The 15,217-nt window shown below is 71.0% G+C and carries 15 protein-coding genes; 3 read left to right on the plus strand and 12 right to left on the minus strand.

The window, feature by feature from the left end:
* Positions 1-44 precede the first annotated feature (44 nt).
* Positions 45-1,532: an APC family permease gene (locus IFT73_RS04470; RefSeq protein ID WP_197983495.1), complete on the plus strand. Its 1,488-nt coding sequence runs from the start codon at positions 45-47 to the stop codon at positions 1,530-1,532.
* Between the two features lies 1 nt (position 1,533).
* Positions 1,534-1,968: a universal stress protein gene (locus tag IFT73_RS04475; protein ID WP_192166557.1), complete on the plus strand. Its 435-nt coding sequence runs from the start codon at positions 1,534-1,536 to the stop codon at positions 1,966-1,968.
* Here IFT73_RS04475 and IFT73_RS04480 read toward each other — a convergent pair.
* From IFT73_RS04480 to IFT73_RS04510, 7 genes are all read right to left on the minus strand, one after another.
* Positions 1,915-2,571: a DUF998 domain-containing protein gene (locus tag IFT73_RS04480; RefSeq protein ID WP_371811185.1), complete on the minus strand. Its 657-nt coding sequence runs from the start codon at positions 2,569-2,571 to the stop codon at positions 1,915-1,917. The genes IFT73_RS04475 and IFT73_RS04480 overlap by 54 nt on opposite strands.
* Positions 2,568-3,713, minus strand: coding sequence for a cystathionine gamma-synthase (locus IFT73_RS04485; protein ID WP_192166559.1), 1,146 nt, complete (start codon positions 3,711-3,713; stop codon positions 2,568-2,570). The genes IFT73_RS04480 and IFT73_RS04485 overlap by 4 nt, the downstream gene beginning before the upstream one ends.
* Positions 3,710-5,083, minus strand: a complete 1,374-nt coding sequence (locus tag IFT73_RS04490; RefSeq protein ID WP_192166560.1) for a cystathionine beta-synthase — start codon at positions 5,081-5,083, stop codon at positions 3,710-3,712. Before IFT73_RS04490 ends, IFT73_RS04485 begins: the two co-directional genes overlap by 4 nt.
* A gap of 16 nt (positions 5,084-5,099) precedes the next feature.
* Positions 5,100-5,597 carry a hypothetical protein gene (locus IFT73_RS04495; RefSeq protein ID WP_192166561.1) on the minus strand — a complete coding sequence of 166 codons (498 nt, stop codon included), beginning with the start codon at positions 5,595-5,597 and terminating at the stop codon, positions 5,100-5,102.
* A 227-nt stretch (positions 5,598-5,824) separates the two neighbouring features.
* Positions 5,825-6,316, minus strand: a complete 492-nt coding sequence (locus tag IFT73_RS04500; protein WP_192166562.1) for a DUF6318 family protein — start codon at positions 6,314-6,316, stop codon at positions 5,825-5,827.
* 139 nt (positions 6,317-6,455) lie between these two features.
* Positions 6,456-8,756 carry a protein translocase subunit SecD gene (gene secD / locus IFT73_RS04505; RefSeq protein WP_192166563.1) on the minus strand — a complete coding sequence of 767 codons (2,301 nt, stop codon included), beginning with the start codon at positions 8,754-8,756 and terminating at the stop codon, positions 6,456-6,458.
* A gap of 71 nt (positions 8,757-8,827) precedes the next feature.
* Positions 8,828-9,172, minus strand: coding sequence for a hypothetical protein (locus IFT73_RS04510; protein ID WP_192166564.1), 345 nt, complete (start codon positions 9,170-9,172; stop codon positions 8,828-8,830).
* 54 nt (positions 9,173-9,226) lie between these two features.
* On the opposite strand from IFT73_RS04510, the gene IFT73_RS04515 reads away from it, so the two are divergent.
* Positions 9,227-10,195, plus strand: a complete 969-nt coding sequence (locus IFT73_RS04515; RefSeq protein ID WP_192166565.1) for an aldo/keto reductase — start codon at positions 9,227-9,229, stop codon at positions 10,193-10,195.
* Between the two features lie 333 nt (positions 10,196-10,528).
* Here IFT73_RS04515 and IFT73_RS04520 read toward each other — a convergent pair whose 3' ends face one another.
* The 5 genes from IFT73_RS04520 to IFT73_RS04540 form a co-directional block, all read right to left on the minus strand.
* Positions 10,529-11,119 (minus strand): hypothetical protein, encoded by a 591-nt coding sequence (locus IFT73_RS04520; RefSeq protein WP_192166566.1) that lies wholly within the window; start codon positions 11,117-11,119, stop codon positions 10,529-10,531.
* Positions 11,120-11,195: 76 nt separating this feature from the next.
* Complete coding sequence (locus IFT73_RS04525; protein WP_192166567.1) at positions 11,196-12,359, minus strand: serine hydrolase; 1,164 nt, start codon at positions 12,357-12,359, stop codon at positions 11,196-11,198.
* 26 nt (positions 12,360-12,385) lie between these two features.
* Positions 12,386-13,270, minus strand: a complete 885-nt coding sequence (efeU, locus tag IFT73_RS04530; RefSeq protein WP_192166568.1) for an iron uptake transporter permease EfeU — start codon at positions 13,268-13,270, stop codon at positions 12,386-12,388.
* Positions 13,271-13,337: 67 nt separating this feature from the next.
* Positions 13,338-14,591 (minus strand): HRDC domain-containing protein, encoded by a 1,254-nt coding sequence (locus tag IFT73_RS04535; protein WP_371811152.1) that lies wholly within the window; start codon positions 14,589-14,591, stop codon positions 13,338-13,340.
* Positions 14,588-15,181, minus strand: a complete 594-nt coding sequence (locus IFT73_RS04540) for a DUF3000 family protein (RefSeq protein WP_192166569.1) — start codon at positions 15,179-15,181, stop codon at positions 14,588-14,590. Before IFT73_RS04540 ends, IFT73_RS04535 begins: the two co-directional genes overlap by 4 nt.
* Between the last annotated feature and the right edge of the window lie 36 nt (positions 15,182-15,217).

Here is a 15,217-nt window from a genome sequence, read left to right on the forward strand (position 1 = left end):
GTCACCACGGCACCGTGCCGGTGGGACGAGCGGAGGGAGACCCGGTGGCCGAGGTGGAGGAGGAGCCGCGCGAGGAGCTGCGGGCCGATGCGATCGGCTTCGTCGACGCGCTGGTCATCGGGCTGAACGCGACGTCACCGGCGTACTCGATCGCCGCCGTGATCGGCCCGCTCGTGGTCGTCGCCGGGGTGCACGCGCCGGGCGTCATGCTCGCCTCGTTCGTGCCGATGCTGTTCATCGCGTCGGCGTTCTACTACCTCAACAAGGTCGACAAGGACTGCGGCACGACGTTCTCGTGGGTCACCCGCGCCATGGGCCCGTGGGCCGGCTGGCTCGGCGGGTGGGCCATCACGATGACCGGCGTGCTGGTCGTCGGATCGCTCGCCGACGTCGGCGTCAGCTTCATGCTGCGCGGGTTCGGGCTCGACGACGCCGCCGACACGGCGTGGATCCGCCAGGGCCTCGCGGTGCTGCTGATCGTCGTCATGACGGCGATCTGCGTCGCCGGCACCGAGGGCTCGGCGAGGTTGCAGAACGTCCTGATCCTCGCGCAGGTCGTGTTCCTGCTGGTGTTCGCCGCGGTCGCGTTCTACCGCGTCTACGCCGACACGAGCTCGCTCGACTCGATCAGGCCGAGCCTCGGCTGGCTCAACCCGTTCGACATCGGGGGAGCGGCGCTGACGTCCGGCCTGCTGCTCGGCGTGTTCATCTACTGGGGCTGGGAGTCGGCGGTCAACCTGACCGAGGAGACCAGCGGTGCCGCGTCGGCGCCGGGCCTGGCGGGCATCTGGTCGACCATCGTGCTGCTGGCGACGTACCTCGCCGTCGCCTTCGCGGTCGTCGCCTACGCGGGCACGCAGTTCCTGGTCGACAACGCCGACGAGGAGGAGTTCATCTTCCCGCTGCTGGCGACCGAGGTGCTGGGCCAGTGGGACTGGATCGTGTACTTCGCCGTGGCGACGTCGGCGATCGCTTCGACCCAGACGACGATCATCCCGGCGTCCCGCACCGCCCTGTCGATGGCGCGGCGGGCCGCGCTGCCACGGACGTTCGGGCACGTCCACCCGCGGTTCCGCACCCCGGACGTCAGCACGTGGTGGGTCGCCGGCATCGCGATCGCCTGGTACCTGGTCGTCAACCAGCTCAGCGAGAACGCCCTGTTCGACTCGCTGTCGGCCCTGTCGCTGCTGATCGCGTTCTACTACGCCCTCACCGGCATCGCGTGCGCCGTCTACTACCGCCGGCACCTGACCGAGAGCGTTCGCAACTTCGTGCTGATCGGCCTCGGACCCGTGGTCGGCGCCCTGCTGCTCGCGTGGCTGCTCGTCGCCTCGGTGCGCGACCTGTCCGATCCGGCCAACTCCTACAGCCAGACGTCGTGGTTCGGGCTGGGCCCGCCGCTCGTCATCGGCATCGGCATCGCCCTGGTGGGGGTCGTCATCATGCTCTGGTGGCGCATCGCGGCGCCGCGCTTCTGGCAGGAGCGGCCCGGTGTGGCCGACCCCGCCCTCGTCCACGGCAAGGAGTCCTGACATGGCAGTGGTGCTCGGCTACGACGAGTCGCCCGGCGCGGCGCGCGCCCTCGAGGCGGCCATCGAGGTGGCGGCGGCCTTCGGCGAGCCGCTCGTCATCGTCCACGGGGTCGGGGCGCCCGGCGGGCTCGGCGAGGAGTACCGCAGCCACCGGGCCGCCCTCGAGGCGGCCGGACGCACGGCGCTGGCCGCGGCCGTCGAGGCGGCCGACGAGGCAGGCGTGCCGACGTCCGTCGAGCTCGTCGACGCCAAGCCGGCCGACGCGCTGCTGCGCGTCGCCGATGCGTACGACGCGCGGGTCGTCGTGGTGGGCTCGTGGGGCGAGAGCCCCCTCAAGGGTGCGGTGCTGGGCTCGACGCCGCACAAGCTGCTGCACCTGTCGTCACGTCCCGTGCTGTGCGTGCCGGCGAGACCCGACCAGACCTCCCAGGGCTGAGCCGATCGCGAAGGCCGAGACCCACAGGTAGCCGGGCCACAGGGCCATCCGCTCGAGCGCGCCGATGGCACCCGAGTCGCTGCCGACCGTCACGCCGAAGCCGATCGCCCCGATCAAGGAGACGGCGGCCACCACGAACGCGGCGGCCGACGCGCGGGGGCGCGTGCCGCGCAGGCTGACGCCCATCAGCGCGATCGCGAGGGGCTGCGCGACGAAGATCGGCAGCGCGACCAGCCCGTGCGCCGCGGCGTCCTCGTTGACGGGGAACAGACCGACGCCGATCGAGCCGAGGCCCGACACGCACCACGCCGCCACCGCGACCTTCCCCGAACGCCCCTCGAGCAGCCGGGACCCGAGGAGCAGGGCGCCGGCGAGCAGGGTGCAGCCGAACCACACGAAGGCGACGTTCATGCCCGCGTGCCACGGCGAGCACAGGACGTCACCGCGCACCTGGCGGCACGCGGTGTTGCCGAGGTCGCTGACGGTGCTGCCCGCGAACGAGTAGTCGGCCGAGGCCCGCAGCCCCACCACCACCTCGACGGCGATGTACAGGGGCTGCAGGGCCCATGCGAGCAGGCCGACGCCGACCAGCCGCGATCTCAGCGCAGTGCCTGCTCGAGGTCGCCGACGAGGTCGGCGACGTCCTCGATGCCCACCGACAGGCGCACCAGGTCGTCCGGCACCTCGAGCTGCGACCCGGCCGTCGAGGCGTGGGTCATCGCCCCCGGGTGCTCGATCAGCGACTCGATGCCGCCCAGGCTCTCGGCGAGCGTGAACAGCTCGGTGCGGGCACAGAAGTCGAGGGCCGCCTGCTGGTCCTTCAGGCGCACCGAGACCATGCCGCCGAACCGCTTCATCTGGCGGGCCGCGACCTCGTGGTTGGGGTGCTCGGGCAGGCCCGGGTACAGCACCGACTCGATCGCGGGGTGGCCCTGCAGGAAGTCGACGACGGCCTCGGCGTTGTCACAGTGCTTGTCCATGCGCACCGCGAGGGTCTTGGCGCCGCGCATCGTCAGGTACGCGTCGAACGGTCCGGGCACGCCGCCCGACCCGTTCTGCAGGAAGGCGAACGCCGCGTCGAGCTCCTCGTCGTCCGTCACGAGCACACCGCCGACGACGTCGGAGTGCCCGCCGATGTACTTGGTGGTCGAGTGCAGCACGACGTCCGCACCGAGCGTCAGCGGCTGCTGCAGGTACGGCGAGGCGAAGGTGTTGTCGACGACGAACGTCGCTCCTGCGTCCTGGGCGATCTGGGCGATCGCCGACACGTCGCCGACGTTGAGCAGCGGGTTGGTGGGGGTCTCGATCCAGATCGCCTTGGTCGCGTCGGTGACCGCGGCGCGGATCGCGTCCAGGTCGTTGACGGCGGCCACGGTGTAGGTGATGCCCCACTGGCTGAAGACCTTGTCGATCAGCCGGAACGTGCCGCCGTACGCGTCGTCGGGGATCACGAGGTGGTCGCCGGGGCGCAGCAGCGACCGCAGCGCGCAGTCGGTCGCGGCCATGCCGGAGCTGAACCCGCGTCCGTACGTGCCGTTCTCGAGCGACGCGAGGTTGGCCTCGAGGGCCTTGCGGGTCGGGTTGCCGGTGCGGGCGTACTCGTAGCCGCCGCGCATGCCGCCGACGCCGTCCTGGGCGAAGGTCGAGCTGGCGTAGATCGGCACGTTGACCGCGCCGTTCTCGGCGTTCGGCTCGTAGCCGGCGTGGATCGCGCGCGTCGCGAAGCCCTGCTCGTCGGTGCTCATACGTGGACTCCCAGCAGGTCGTGGCGGGTCAGGACGCCGAGTGGCTTGCCGTCCTCGACGACCATGACGGCGTCGCTGGCGCTCAGGGCCTTCAGCGCGTCGTCGAGGGTCTCTCCGGAGCCGAGCAGGGGGAGCGCGGGCTCCATGTGCTGCGACACCGGGTCGGTCAGCTGCGCGCGGCCCTCGAAGACGGCGCTGATGAGGGCCCGCTCGTTGACGCTGCCGGCGACCTCGCCGATCACGACGGGCGGCTCGGCACCGACGACGGGCATCTGCGAGACGTTGTACTCGCGCAGGATCTCGATCGCGTCGCGGATCGTCTCGGACGGGTGGGTGTGCACGAGCGCCGGCATGCCGCCGGTCTTGCCGTGCAGCAGGTCGCCGACCGTCATCTCGTGCGGCTTGCCGTCGAGGGGCTGGCGCAGGAAGCCGTACGACGACATCCAGTCGTCGTTGAAGATCTTCGACAGGTAGCCGCGGCCGCCGTCGGGCAGCAGCACGACGACGAGGGCGTCGGGCCCGGCCTCGGCCGCGACCTGCAACGCCGCGACGGTCGCCATGCCGCACGAGCCACCGACCAGCAGGCCCTCCTCGCGGGCCAGGCGGCGGGTCATGTCGAACGAGTCGGCGTCCGAGACCGCGATGATCTGGTCGGGGATCGACGGGTCGTAGGCGCTGGGCCAGAAGTCCTCGCCGACTCCCTCGACGAGGTACGGGCGACCCGTGCCGCCGGAGTAGACCGACCCCTCAGGGTCGGCGCCGATGACCTTGATGTCGGGGTTCTTCTCCTTCAGGAACCGGCCGACGCCCGTGATGGTGCCTCCGGTGCCGACGCCGGCCACGAAGTGCGTGACCTTGCCGTCGGTGGCCTCCCAGATCTCGGGACCCGTCGTCTCGTAGTGGCTCGCGGGGCCGGCGGGGTTGGAGTACTGGTCGGGCTTCCAGGCCCCCTCGGTCTCGCGCACGAGGCGGTCGGACACGTTGTAGTAGCTGTCGGGGTGCTCGGGCGGCACGGCCGTCGGGCAGACGACGACCTGCGCGCCGTAGGCCTTCATGGTGTTGACCTTGTCGGCGCTGACCTTGTCGGGGCACACGAAGATGCACGTGTAGCCGCGCTGCTGGGCGACCAGCGCGAGACCGACACCGGTGTTGCCGGACGTCGGCTCGACGATCGTCCCGCCGGGCTTGAGGGCGCCGGAGGCCTCGGCGGCATCGACCATCTTGACGGCGATGCGGTCCTTGGCGCTCCCGCCGGGGTTGAGGTACTCGATCTTGGCGGCGACCGTGGCTGATCCAGCGGTGGTCACGGAGTTGAGCCTGACCAGCGGGGTGTTGCCGATCAGGTCGACGATGTGCTCTGCAATGGGCATGTCGCCATTCTTGCACTCACGGTCTGGTCATCACCGGGGCCGCTTCGTCGACGTCGAGGGCCGTGGGCGGGCCGGCGGCGAGCAGCATCTGGCCGATCGTCTGCCACGGTCCGCCGTCGACCCGGAACCGCACGCGATACGTCACGTCGACGCGGGCGCGGACGTCGTCGGCCGGGACGGTGTAGCGGTGGACGACGTCCATCGCGGGGTAGGGACGGCCCGGTTCGGTGGTCGTCGCGGTCGTGCCGTCACCGTGCACCCACCGGTACCCGACGGGCTCGGCGACGAGGTCGACGTCGAAGCCCAGCAGCTCGATGCTGCGCTCGAACGGCTGGGGCTCGGTGTAGAAGATGGTCTCGACGTTCACGAGCGTCTCGGCGCCGGGCTGCACCTCGAGCCGCAGGCTCGGCAGCCCGATCTCGCGCACGGCCCGCAGGACGTCCCCGGGTGTCACCTCGGGCTCGTCCGCCTCCGGCTCGGGCGGCTCGACGTCCCGGCACCCGTAGTTACCCATCACCGGATCGATGCGGCACGGGGTTATGTCGCGGTAAACCGGTTCGGAGGGGCCGACCCCAATCGGATTTATCGACGACCCGCCTGGATCGACCTGACTGGGTGTCTGGCGCTTGCCATCGATGTGTATCTCCGGCGACCACGGGACCGGGTTCACGTCGATTCCGCCATACGCCGCCGGCGACGAAAGAACCCAAAGAACCAAGGCGAAGAGGCCGAGCCGTGTTTTCACTGTTCACTCATTTCCACATTTTGAACTTCCGTAGCCGGATTCCGATTCAAAATGAACGACAGCTTGTACGGACTTTTCGGATCGTTCAGCACAGCTACCGAGGCCGATACTTTGCGATTCGAATGCGCACTGGCGACAGTGACGTCGGCCAAAGTCCAAGCGTCCTGTGACGGACGTGATTTGGCATCGAGTCGTTCAAAATCGTCTGCGTACTGCATGCAAGACGCGCACTTTGGCGCCAGCGATCGCAGCTCGTCGACGTCGCCGGTGGCGGCGGCGTAGTTGAAGACGTCGACGTAGTGCTTGACGAAGGCGGCGGCTCCTTCGGGGGAGTCCTCGGACGCCTGGGGCGGCATGGTCGGCAGGCTCGCGGTGGGTGTCGGTGCTGCCGACGCCGATCGGGTGGGGTCGGGCTCGCGGGGAGCGGGATCGGACGAGCAGGCGGCAAGGGTCAACGCCGTGACCAGAACAATTCCCCCGAATCGCATGGCCAGAAACTACCGAAACCCCGGCAGATCTGTCAGCCCCGTCTCCCGAACTGTGGACAGCCCGGCGAGCCGACGAGAAGAATCTGGGTTTGTCCGCGCGGGGGCGGACGAACCCAGATTCTCTCGTCGACGGGTGGTGCTAGAGGATCGCGCCCGTCGTGGTGCGCCCGTCGTCGACGTTGGCGTACGGGTCGATGACCTTCTTCGGCGCGTCGGTCGGGTCGTACGGCCACCGCTCCTCAAGCAGGATCGCGATCGCCGACGCCGTGAAGATCGTCGACAGGATGCCGACCGACAGTCCGATCAGCAGCGCGATCGCGAAGTCGGTCAGCGAGTCCCCACCGAGGACGGCCAGGGCCGCCAGGATGAACATCGCGCCGAGCCCCGTGTTGATCGTGCGGGGGATCGTCTGCAGGATCGCCTCGTTGACGACACCGCGCAACGGCTTCTTGCGGTTCGCCGCGGTGTACTCGCGGATGCGGTCGAACACGACGATGGTGTCGTTGACCGCCAGGCCGATGATCGACAGCACCGCGGCCAGGAACACGCCGTCGATCGGCTTGCCCCACCACGCGAACACGCCGACGACCGTCAGCACCACCGACGACATCGACAGCACCGCCGCCGCCGCGTACGTCCACCGGAACCGCCACGCCAGGTAGAGCATCTGCGCGGCGATCGCGATCGCGAAGGCGATCAGGGCCTTGTCGCGCAGCTCCTTGCCGAGGCTGGGCCCGATCAGCTCGTCGCGCTCCTTCTCGACCGAGCCGGCGACGGCCGCGAGGGCCTCCTCGATCTCGACGGCCTCCTCGTTCGTGATGTCGTCGAGGCGAACGCTGACGTTCTCGCGCCCGTCCTCGCCCGACGACGACTGGACGACGGCCTGGCTGAAGCCCGCGTCGCTGACGGCCACGCGTGCGTCCTCCGCGTCGATCGCCTGCGACGTCGAGTACTCGAGCAGGCGACCACCGGTGAACTCGACCCCCAGGTTGAGCCCCTTGACGGCGATGCCTCCGACCGACACCACGGCGACGACGAGCGTGATGACGATCCACGTGCCGCTGCGCTTCATGAGGTCGGGGCCGCTCTCGGTCAGCCACTGGCGGATGCGTCCTGTGCCGGCCAGGCCCGAGATGGCCGGACGGCCCTTGACGACCGAGCGCTTGACGGCCCACTCGCACAGCACGCGGGCGATCACGAGCGCCGACACCATCGAGGCGACGACACCGATCGACAGGGTCACGCCGAAGCCCTTGACGGGTCCGGACGCGAAGAAGAACAGCAGGGCAGCGGCCAGCAACGTCGTGACGTTGGAGTCGATGATCGCCGACCACGCCTTGTTGAAGCCCGTCGTGAGGGCGGGTTCGAGCCCTCCGGACGTCCGTTCGGCGTACTCCTCGCGCGCTCTCTCGAAGACCAGGACGTTGGCGTCGATCGCCAGACCGATCGCCAGCACGAAGCCGGCCAGTCCCGGGAGGGTCAGGGTCGCGCCCAGCCAGACGAGCATGCCGTACGAGATGAGTGCGTAGGTGCCGAGCGCGATCGTGGCGAGGAAGCCGACGAGGCGGTAGACGAGCACGATGAACAGGCCGGTGAGGGCGATGCCGATGATGGCGGCCTCGATCGAGGCGTCGATCGCGACCTTGCCGAGCGTCGGACCGACGGTCCTCTGCTCGACCGTCTCGACGGGCACCGGCAGCGCGCCGCCCTTGATCAGGATCGCGAGGTCGTCGGCCGTGGCCTGCGTGAAGTTGCCCGTGATCTGGGTGGAGGCGCCGCCGCCGGACTGGCAGAGGCTCGGCTGCACGGACGGCGACGAGATCACCTGCGTGTCGAGCACGATCGCGACGCGCTGGGCGGCGGCCGGGTTGGCGCACGCCGCGCTGACGAGGTCGGCCCAGCCACCACGGCCCTGGCCGTTGAACTCGACGTTGACGACCCACTGGCCGACGCCGCCCTCGGGGATGCCGGCCGAGGCGTCGCTGACGCCGTTGCCGTCGAGCAGCTGGGGGCCGAGGACGATCGGGTTGCCGTCCTCGTCGGTGCTGAGGGTCTCGCCCTCCGGCGGGGCGGTGTCGTCGGTCGGGACCGACCGCACCTCGTGGAACGACAGCTGCGCGGTCTGGCCGATGACCTCGGCGGCCTCGCGGGGGTCCTGGACGCCGGGGAGCTCGACGATGATGCGGTTGGAGCCGGAGCGGGCGAGCGTCGGCTCGGCCACGCCGAGCGCGTCGACACGTCCGCGGATGACGGTGAGCGCACGGTCGGTCGACTCGGCGTCGGCCTTGACCCGCTCGGAGTCCTTGGTCTCGAGGACGATCTGGGTGCCGCCCTTGAGGTCGAGGCCGAGATTGGCCTTGCTGGTCAGGGCGAGGAGGAGGGCGACGGCGATCACCGCGAACGCGGCTATCGCGCGCCACATGGGGGCACGGGAGGACATGGGAGGACTTTCGAGAGACGCCCGTGGGCGTGGTCGGACGGGACGGGACGGAGCGGAGGAGGGACGCGGGCTCAGGGAGCCGGCGGCGCCCGTCCTTCGACCGTGACCGTCGCCGCTGCGACGTGCGACGCGTCGTGCGTCGCGACCGGCTCGTCGACCACGGCGGCCGGCGACGCGACGTCGTCCGGGGCGGTGGTGGCGAGGTCGAGGTGCAGGTGCCCGTGGTCGTGCGAGGCCGGGGGCACCGACGCGGCCTGGCGCCCGTGCTGCGGGGCGGCCGTGAGGTGCCCGGTGCCGGCGCTGGTGCGCGCCTGCTGCGTCGCGCGGGCCGATCCGCCCGTGGCGACGAGGAGCATCGCCACGAGCGCCATCATCAGCACGACGGCCGATCGACGCGTCGCGGACCTCGTGAGCATTCGGCGAGTCTACGCGAGACGAGCGGCCCCGGAGGTCGTGCCTATCGTGGTCGCATGTCCTCCTCCCGCACCCTCGGTCCCACTGGAATCCCGGTCAGCGTCGTCGGCATCGGCTGCAACGCCTTCGGCTCGCGCATCGACGGCGAGCAGACGCGTGCCGTCGTCGACGCCGCGTTCGAGAACGGGGTGACGTTCTTCGACACCGCCGACACGTACGGCACGGGTCGCAGCGAGGAGCTGCTCGGTGCGGCCCTGGAGGGTCGGCGCGACGAGGTCGTCGTGGCGACCAAGTTCGGCATGGACATGCAGGGCGTCAACGGCGACGACGGTGGACGTCGAGGCACCCGCTCCTACGTCCGCACCGCCGTCGAGGCGAGCCTGCGCCGGCTCGGCACCGACCACGTCGACCTGTACCAGCTGCACACGCCCGACCCGACGACGCCGATCGAGGAGACGCTGGGAGCGATGACCGAGCTCGTGGCGGAGGGGAAGGTGCGCGCGATCGGCTCGTCGAACCTGCAGGCGTGGCAGCTCGTCGACGCCGCCTGGCGCTCGCGGACCGCCGACCTGGCGTCGTTCGCGACGGCACAGAACGAGTACAGCCTCTACAACCGGACCGCCGAGGTCGAGCTCGTGCCGGCCTGCCTCGAGCTCGGTGTCGGCGTGCTGCCGTACTTCCCGCTCGCCTACGGCCTGCTGACCGGCAAGTACCGTCGCGGGGAGGCGGCACCCGAGGGCACCCGTCTGGCCCTGCAGTCGGCTCGGCTGGACGGCGCCGACTGGCACCGCATCGACGCGCTGCAGCGGTTCGCCGACGAGCGCGACATCTCGCTGCTCGAGCTGGCGATCGGCGGGCTGGCGGCCCAGCCGGCCGTCGCGAGCGTCATCGCCGGCGCGACGCGACCCGACCAGGTGCGTGCGAACGTCGAGGCTGCGCGGTGGACCCCGTCGGGCGCCGATCTCGCCGACCTGGCCGAGATCGGGGCGCCGACGCAGTCGTACACGACGTACGCGCCGCGCTGACGGCGGCCGACCCGGCCTGCGATCGCCCCTGGAACGTTCGCCGGCCGGGTCTCGACGTCCGAGGACACCGAGATCGACGGTAGATGATCCTGGGCGTCACGTCTGCCGGATTCGGGTGGTTCTCGACGTGATCTTGGACAAATGACCCACAAAGGACCGGAGGCACGTGGTCGGGGGTCGCGCCGGGCTGGGAAGCGCCTCACGGCGCATGGCCGCTCGTAGCGGCTAATTGTGGGACCCGGGGCTACCGCAGCCCGACGCGACCACCAGCCTAGTCGAGCGATCCGCCCACACAAGGCGGGTTCGGCGGTCGCCCTGCGATCCCGGACGAGATCAGGTCAGCTCGCCCAGGCGTTCCAGCTCGGCGGCGCGCCGCAGGTGCAGGGCGGTGTCGACGAGCTTGGCGGCGCTGTGCGGGTCGCCGCTGTCGAGCTGCGCCCGCCCGACCCCGACGATGTGGGCGAACGAGGCCGCGCGGTCGAGCGTCACGTCGAGGTCGCTCGTGACGATGCCGCGCACGACGGTGTCGACCAGCGCGATGACCTCGGCCGGCCCGGGCGGGTCGACAACGCCCGCGAGCACCTCGTGCACCGGGGCGTACGCCTTGCCGGAGGCGTACTCGCGGGCGGCCTGGTCGGGCTGCCGGTGCACCCAGGTGCGCAGCAGGTACAGGCGCCACAGCGACCCCGGGAGGGTGTCGGCCGGCGCCGTGGCCCACAGGTCGGCGATGACGCCGAGTCCTTCCTCGTCGGCCAGGTGCAGGACGCGGTCGACCATGCCCTGGTCGTCGTCGGTGCGCGGCCCGCGCACCAGCAGCGTGGCGATGCGGTGACCCGCGGCGGCCAGCTCGGCCGGGTCGTCGCCCCCGGCCTGCGCCTCGAACAGCGCGCTGCCGGGCAGGGAGGGCTTCTTGAACTCGCTCATGCGGTCACCCTCGTGAAGAAGCAACGGTGTGAGGGCGTCCGCACGAGGGCGTTGATGACGAGCTCGCTCGGCTCGCTCATGCGAGCGCCTTGTCGATGACCTCGGCGTACGCGTCGAAGCGCGAGTCGCCGCACGGCCTGATGGTGCGCGTGCCGGGGGAGTGCTCCATGACCATGCGGTTCATGGCGTAGGCGATCGTCAGTCGCTGCTCCACGTCGTTGACCACGACCGACCCGCCCAGCCCTCCCCAGAAGCACCGGCGGCCGGGACGGACCGAGGGCATGGAGTGCGCGTCGGGCAGCGCCCACCCGGTGCCGAACGTCAGGGGCAGACCGAGCACCCGGTCGGTGCCGGACGCCCGCACCTCGAAGATGCGCTCGACCGTCTCGGCCGCGAGCAGCCGCACGCCGTCGACCTCGCCTCCGTGCGACACGACCGACTGCACCCGCGCGATCGAGCGGGCGTTGCCGTGACCGTTCGCCGCGGGGACCTCGGCCCGTCGCCACCGCTCGCTGTTGCACTCCGAGGCGCGCAGGAACGGTCCCGTCAGGGTGCGCAGCGCGACGTCGTCGGGATCGTCGAACCGCTCGATCTCGGGCGGACGCGGCGGCGTCAGCGGTGAGACGCGCTGGTCGTGAGCGGCCCCGAGACCGATGTGGAAGTCGGCGTCGAGCGGCGCGGCGACCTCGTCGGCGAACCACGTGCCGAGCGACGACCCCGTGACCCGTCGGACGACCTCGCCGACGAGGTGTCCCTGGTCGAGCAGGTGGTAGCCCGATGCGGTGCCCGGAGTCCACCACGGCGGCTGGGCCGCGAGCTTCGACGTCGCGACGTCCCAGTCGTAGAGGTCGTCGACCGTGACGGGCTGGGCCCAGCCCGACACGCCGGACGTGTGCCCGAGCAGGTGGCCGACCGTGACGTCTTGCTTGCCCGCCGCGGCGAACTCCGGCCAGTAGGTCGCCACCGGCTCGTCGAGGTCGATGAGCCCGCGGTCGACCGCGACCAGCGCGGCCAGGTTGGTCATGACCTTCGAGATCGACCAGACGGGGACGATCGTGTCGCGCTCCCACGGCACGGTGGCCTCGAGGTCGGACCAGCCGTCCCAGATGTCGACCAGCACCTCGCCGTCCTGGACGACGCACAGACTGGCGCCGCGCTCGACGCCGTCGCTCACGTGCTGGTGCAGCAGGTCGGCCAGGGGAGCGAAGCGGTCGTCGAACGTGCCGGCTGCCGTCGTCATGCGATCACGGTAGTGGGGGCGACCAATCAGTGGCGGACGTCCGCGGGTGCCGCGTCGTCGGACGACGCGACGGGACGCTGCACGGCGGGGCGGGGCTTGCGGGAGTAGAGCCACAGCACCGGGAACAGGTAGCACGCCCATCCGATCAGCTGCAGCCACGACGGATTGGGCTGGAAGTTCACGGTCCCCTTGAGCAGCGTGCCGTACCAGCTGTCGGGCGGGATCGTCGACGAGACGTCGAAGACCGCGTTGCCGAGGTGCCCGATGCCGCCGACGTTGCCGGTGAGCCGGGGCAGGAAGCCGGCCTCCTGCAGGTCGTAGATGCCGTACGCCAGCACGCCGGCCGCGACGACGATCAGCAGGTATCCGGTGATCGTGAAGAACTTGCCGAGGTTGACCGTCACGGCGCCCCGGTAGATGAGGTAGCCGAGCACGACGGCCACGAGCAGTCCGCCGGCGGCGCCGATGAACGGCCGCGGCGTGTAGGCGTCGGCGACCGTGCCGTACATGATGGCGGCGGTCTCGAGGCCCTCGCGGCCGACGGTCAGGAACGCGACGATCGCGACGGCGAACGGGCCGAGCGTCACGGCGGTCGCGAGCTCGCTCTCGAGCTCGCGCTTGAGCCCGCGCGCCGTGCGCCGCATCCAGAAGATCATCCAGGTCACGAGGCCCGCGGCCAGGATCGACAGCGTCCCGCCCACGAGCTCCTGGGTGCGGAACGGCAGCGAGCCGATCGCGATGTTGATCGCCGTGAAGACGGCCACGACCAGCAGCACGGCGGCGGCAATGCCACCCCAGATGTACCGGACGTCATGACGACGGTCGGTCTTGACGAGGTAGGCGATCAGGATGCTGACGACGAGGCTGGCCTCGAGGCCCTCACGCAGTCCGATCAGGAAGTTGGCGAGCACCTACGAAGAATAAGGCAAGGCAACGCTCACCACATCGGTCCGAGACTGTGATCTCGGCAAGAAGCTCTCAGGCGGTCAGTGCCTCGGCCAGCTGGTCCGACAGCAGGCCGATCTGCCACTCGCGGGCGCCCTGCAGCCGCAGGGTCGCGGCGACCGTCTCGGACGACACGTCGGCGGGGGGCTCCCACGCCAGGTTGCGGACGAGCTGCGGGCTGACGAGGTTCTCGGTCGGCAGGTCGTGCTGGTCGGCGACGGCCTGCACGACGTCGCGGCACCGGCCGAGACGCTCGGCGGCGATCGGGTTCTTGTCGGCCCAGGCACGCGGCGGCGGGGGGCCGTCCGACCGCTGGTTGGTCGTCGGCAGCAGGGCCTCGTCGAGCGCCAGCCCGCGCTCGATCGCGTCGAACCACTCGCTCATGAACCGCCGTGGCCCGCGGTTGCGCATGATGCGCAGGCTCTTGAGCGCGTTGAGGTCGTTCGGGGGAGCCGTCGCGAGCTCGAGGATCGACGCGTCGGGCAGGATGCGGCCCGGTGTCGTGTCGCGGTCCTCGGCGATCTCGTCGCGGGTCTGCCAGATCTCGCGGACGATGCCGAGCGCCCGGCGTCCGCGGGCCTTGTGCAGACCCGACGTGCGGCGCCACGGCTCCTTGCGCTCGGGCGGCCCCTGGAACAGCAGCAGCGACTCGAACTCCTCGGCGGCCCACTCGCGCTTGCCGGCCTTCTGCAGGTCGGCGTCGATGAGGTCGCGCAGCTCGACCAGCACCTCGACGTCGAGGGCCGCGTAGACCAGCCACGGGTCGGGCAGCGGACGCGTCGACCAGTCGGCCGCGGAGAACTCCTTGGCCAGGCTGAGCCCCAGGTAGTGCTCGACCAGGGCGGCCAGCCCGACGCGCGGCAGGTTCAGCAGGCGTCCGGCGAGCTCGGTGTCGAACAGGTGCTCGGGGTAGAGACCGACCTCCGCCAGACACATGAGGTCCTGCGTCGCGGCGTGCAGGATCCACTCGTTGCCGTCGAAGGCGGTGTCGAGCGGCACGAGGCTGTCGAACGCCGTCGGGTCGATCAGGTGCGTGCCGGAGCCCTCGCGCCGCACCTGGATGAGGTAGGCGCGCTGCGAGTAGCGGTAGCCCGACGCCCGCTCCGCGTCGAGCGCGATCGGTCCGGTGCCGGCCATGATGCGGGCGCAGGTGTCGTCGAGCGCTGCCTGGGTGTCGACGACGGGCGGCAGGGGGTCGCGCAGCTGCAGACGCGGCGCCTCGGGCGCGACCAGCTCGCTCGTCTCGTCGCTGCCGGTGGTCTCGGGCGTCTGGTCGGGAGCCGTCACCGCGCACCGCGCCTGCGCTGCAGCGGGATCACGCCCGGGGCCAGAGGAGGCAGTCCGGCGATCGCGCACAGCAGGTTCGACCAGGCGCCGGCGTGGCCACCCGTGCCGGTCGTCGGTGCCTCCATGTGCGGCGTCCACGACGCCCGCACCTCGATCTGCGCGTCGCCGCCGTCCTCGGCCATCTCGCCGAAGCCCTCGGAGCGGACGACCGTGACGCTGCCGCTCGCGGCCGAGTACTCGCTGCCGTACGCGTCGAGCGCCTCGGTCAGCCAGCTCCAGCCGACGGCGGGCAGCGACGGGTCGGCGGCCATGTCGGCCTCGATGTCGGCGCGGGCGAACGTGACGCAGCGGAACGTCCCGCCCCACGCGTCGTTGCCGGCCGGGTCGTGCAGCAGGATGAACCGCCCCGTCGCGAGCTCCTCGTCGTCGACCAGCACGTCGCCGCTCATCGCGAAGGCGTGCGGTGCGATGCGCTGGGGCGCGGGCATCTCGTCGACGACCACCTCGGGTCGCAGGACGGCTTGGCGCACCTGCTCGACCGCTTCGGTGAACCGGGCCGGCGTGCGATCGATCTCACTGCGGACTGCCACCCTGTGATGGTAGGCGCGGCGGCGTCAGGTCCCGGG

Origin of the sequence: Aeromicrobium sp. CFBP 8757, from assembly GCF_014841755.1 — a bacterium.
Taxonomy (GTDB): domain Bacteria; phylum Actinomycetota; class Actinomycetes; order Propionibacteriales; family Nocardioidaceae; genus Aeromicrobium.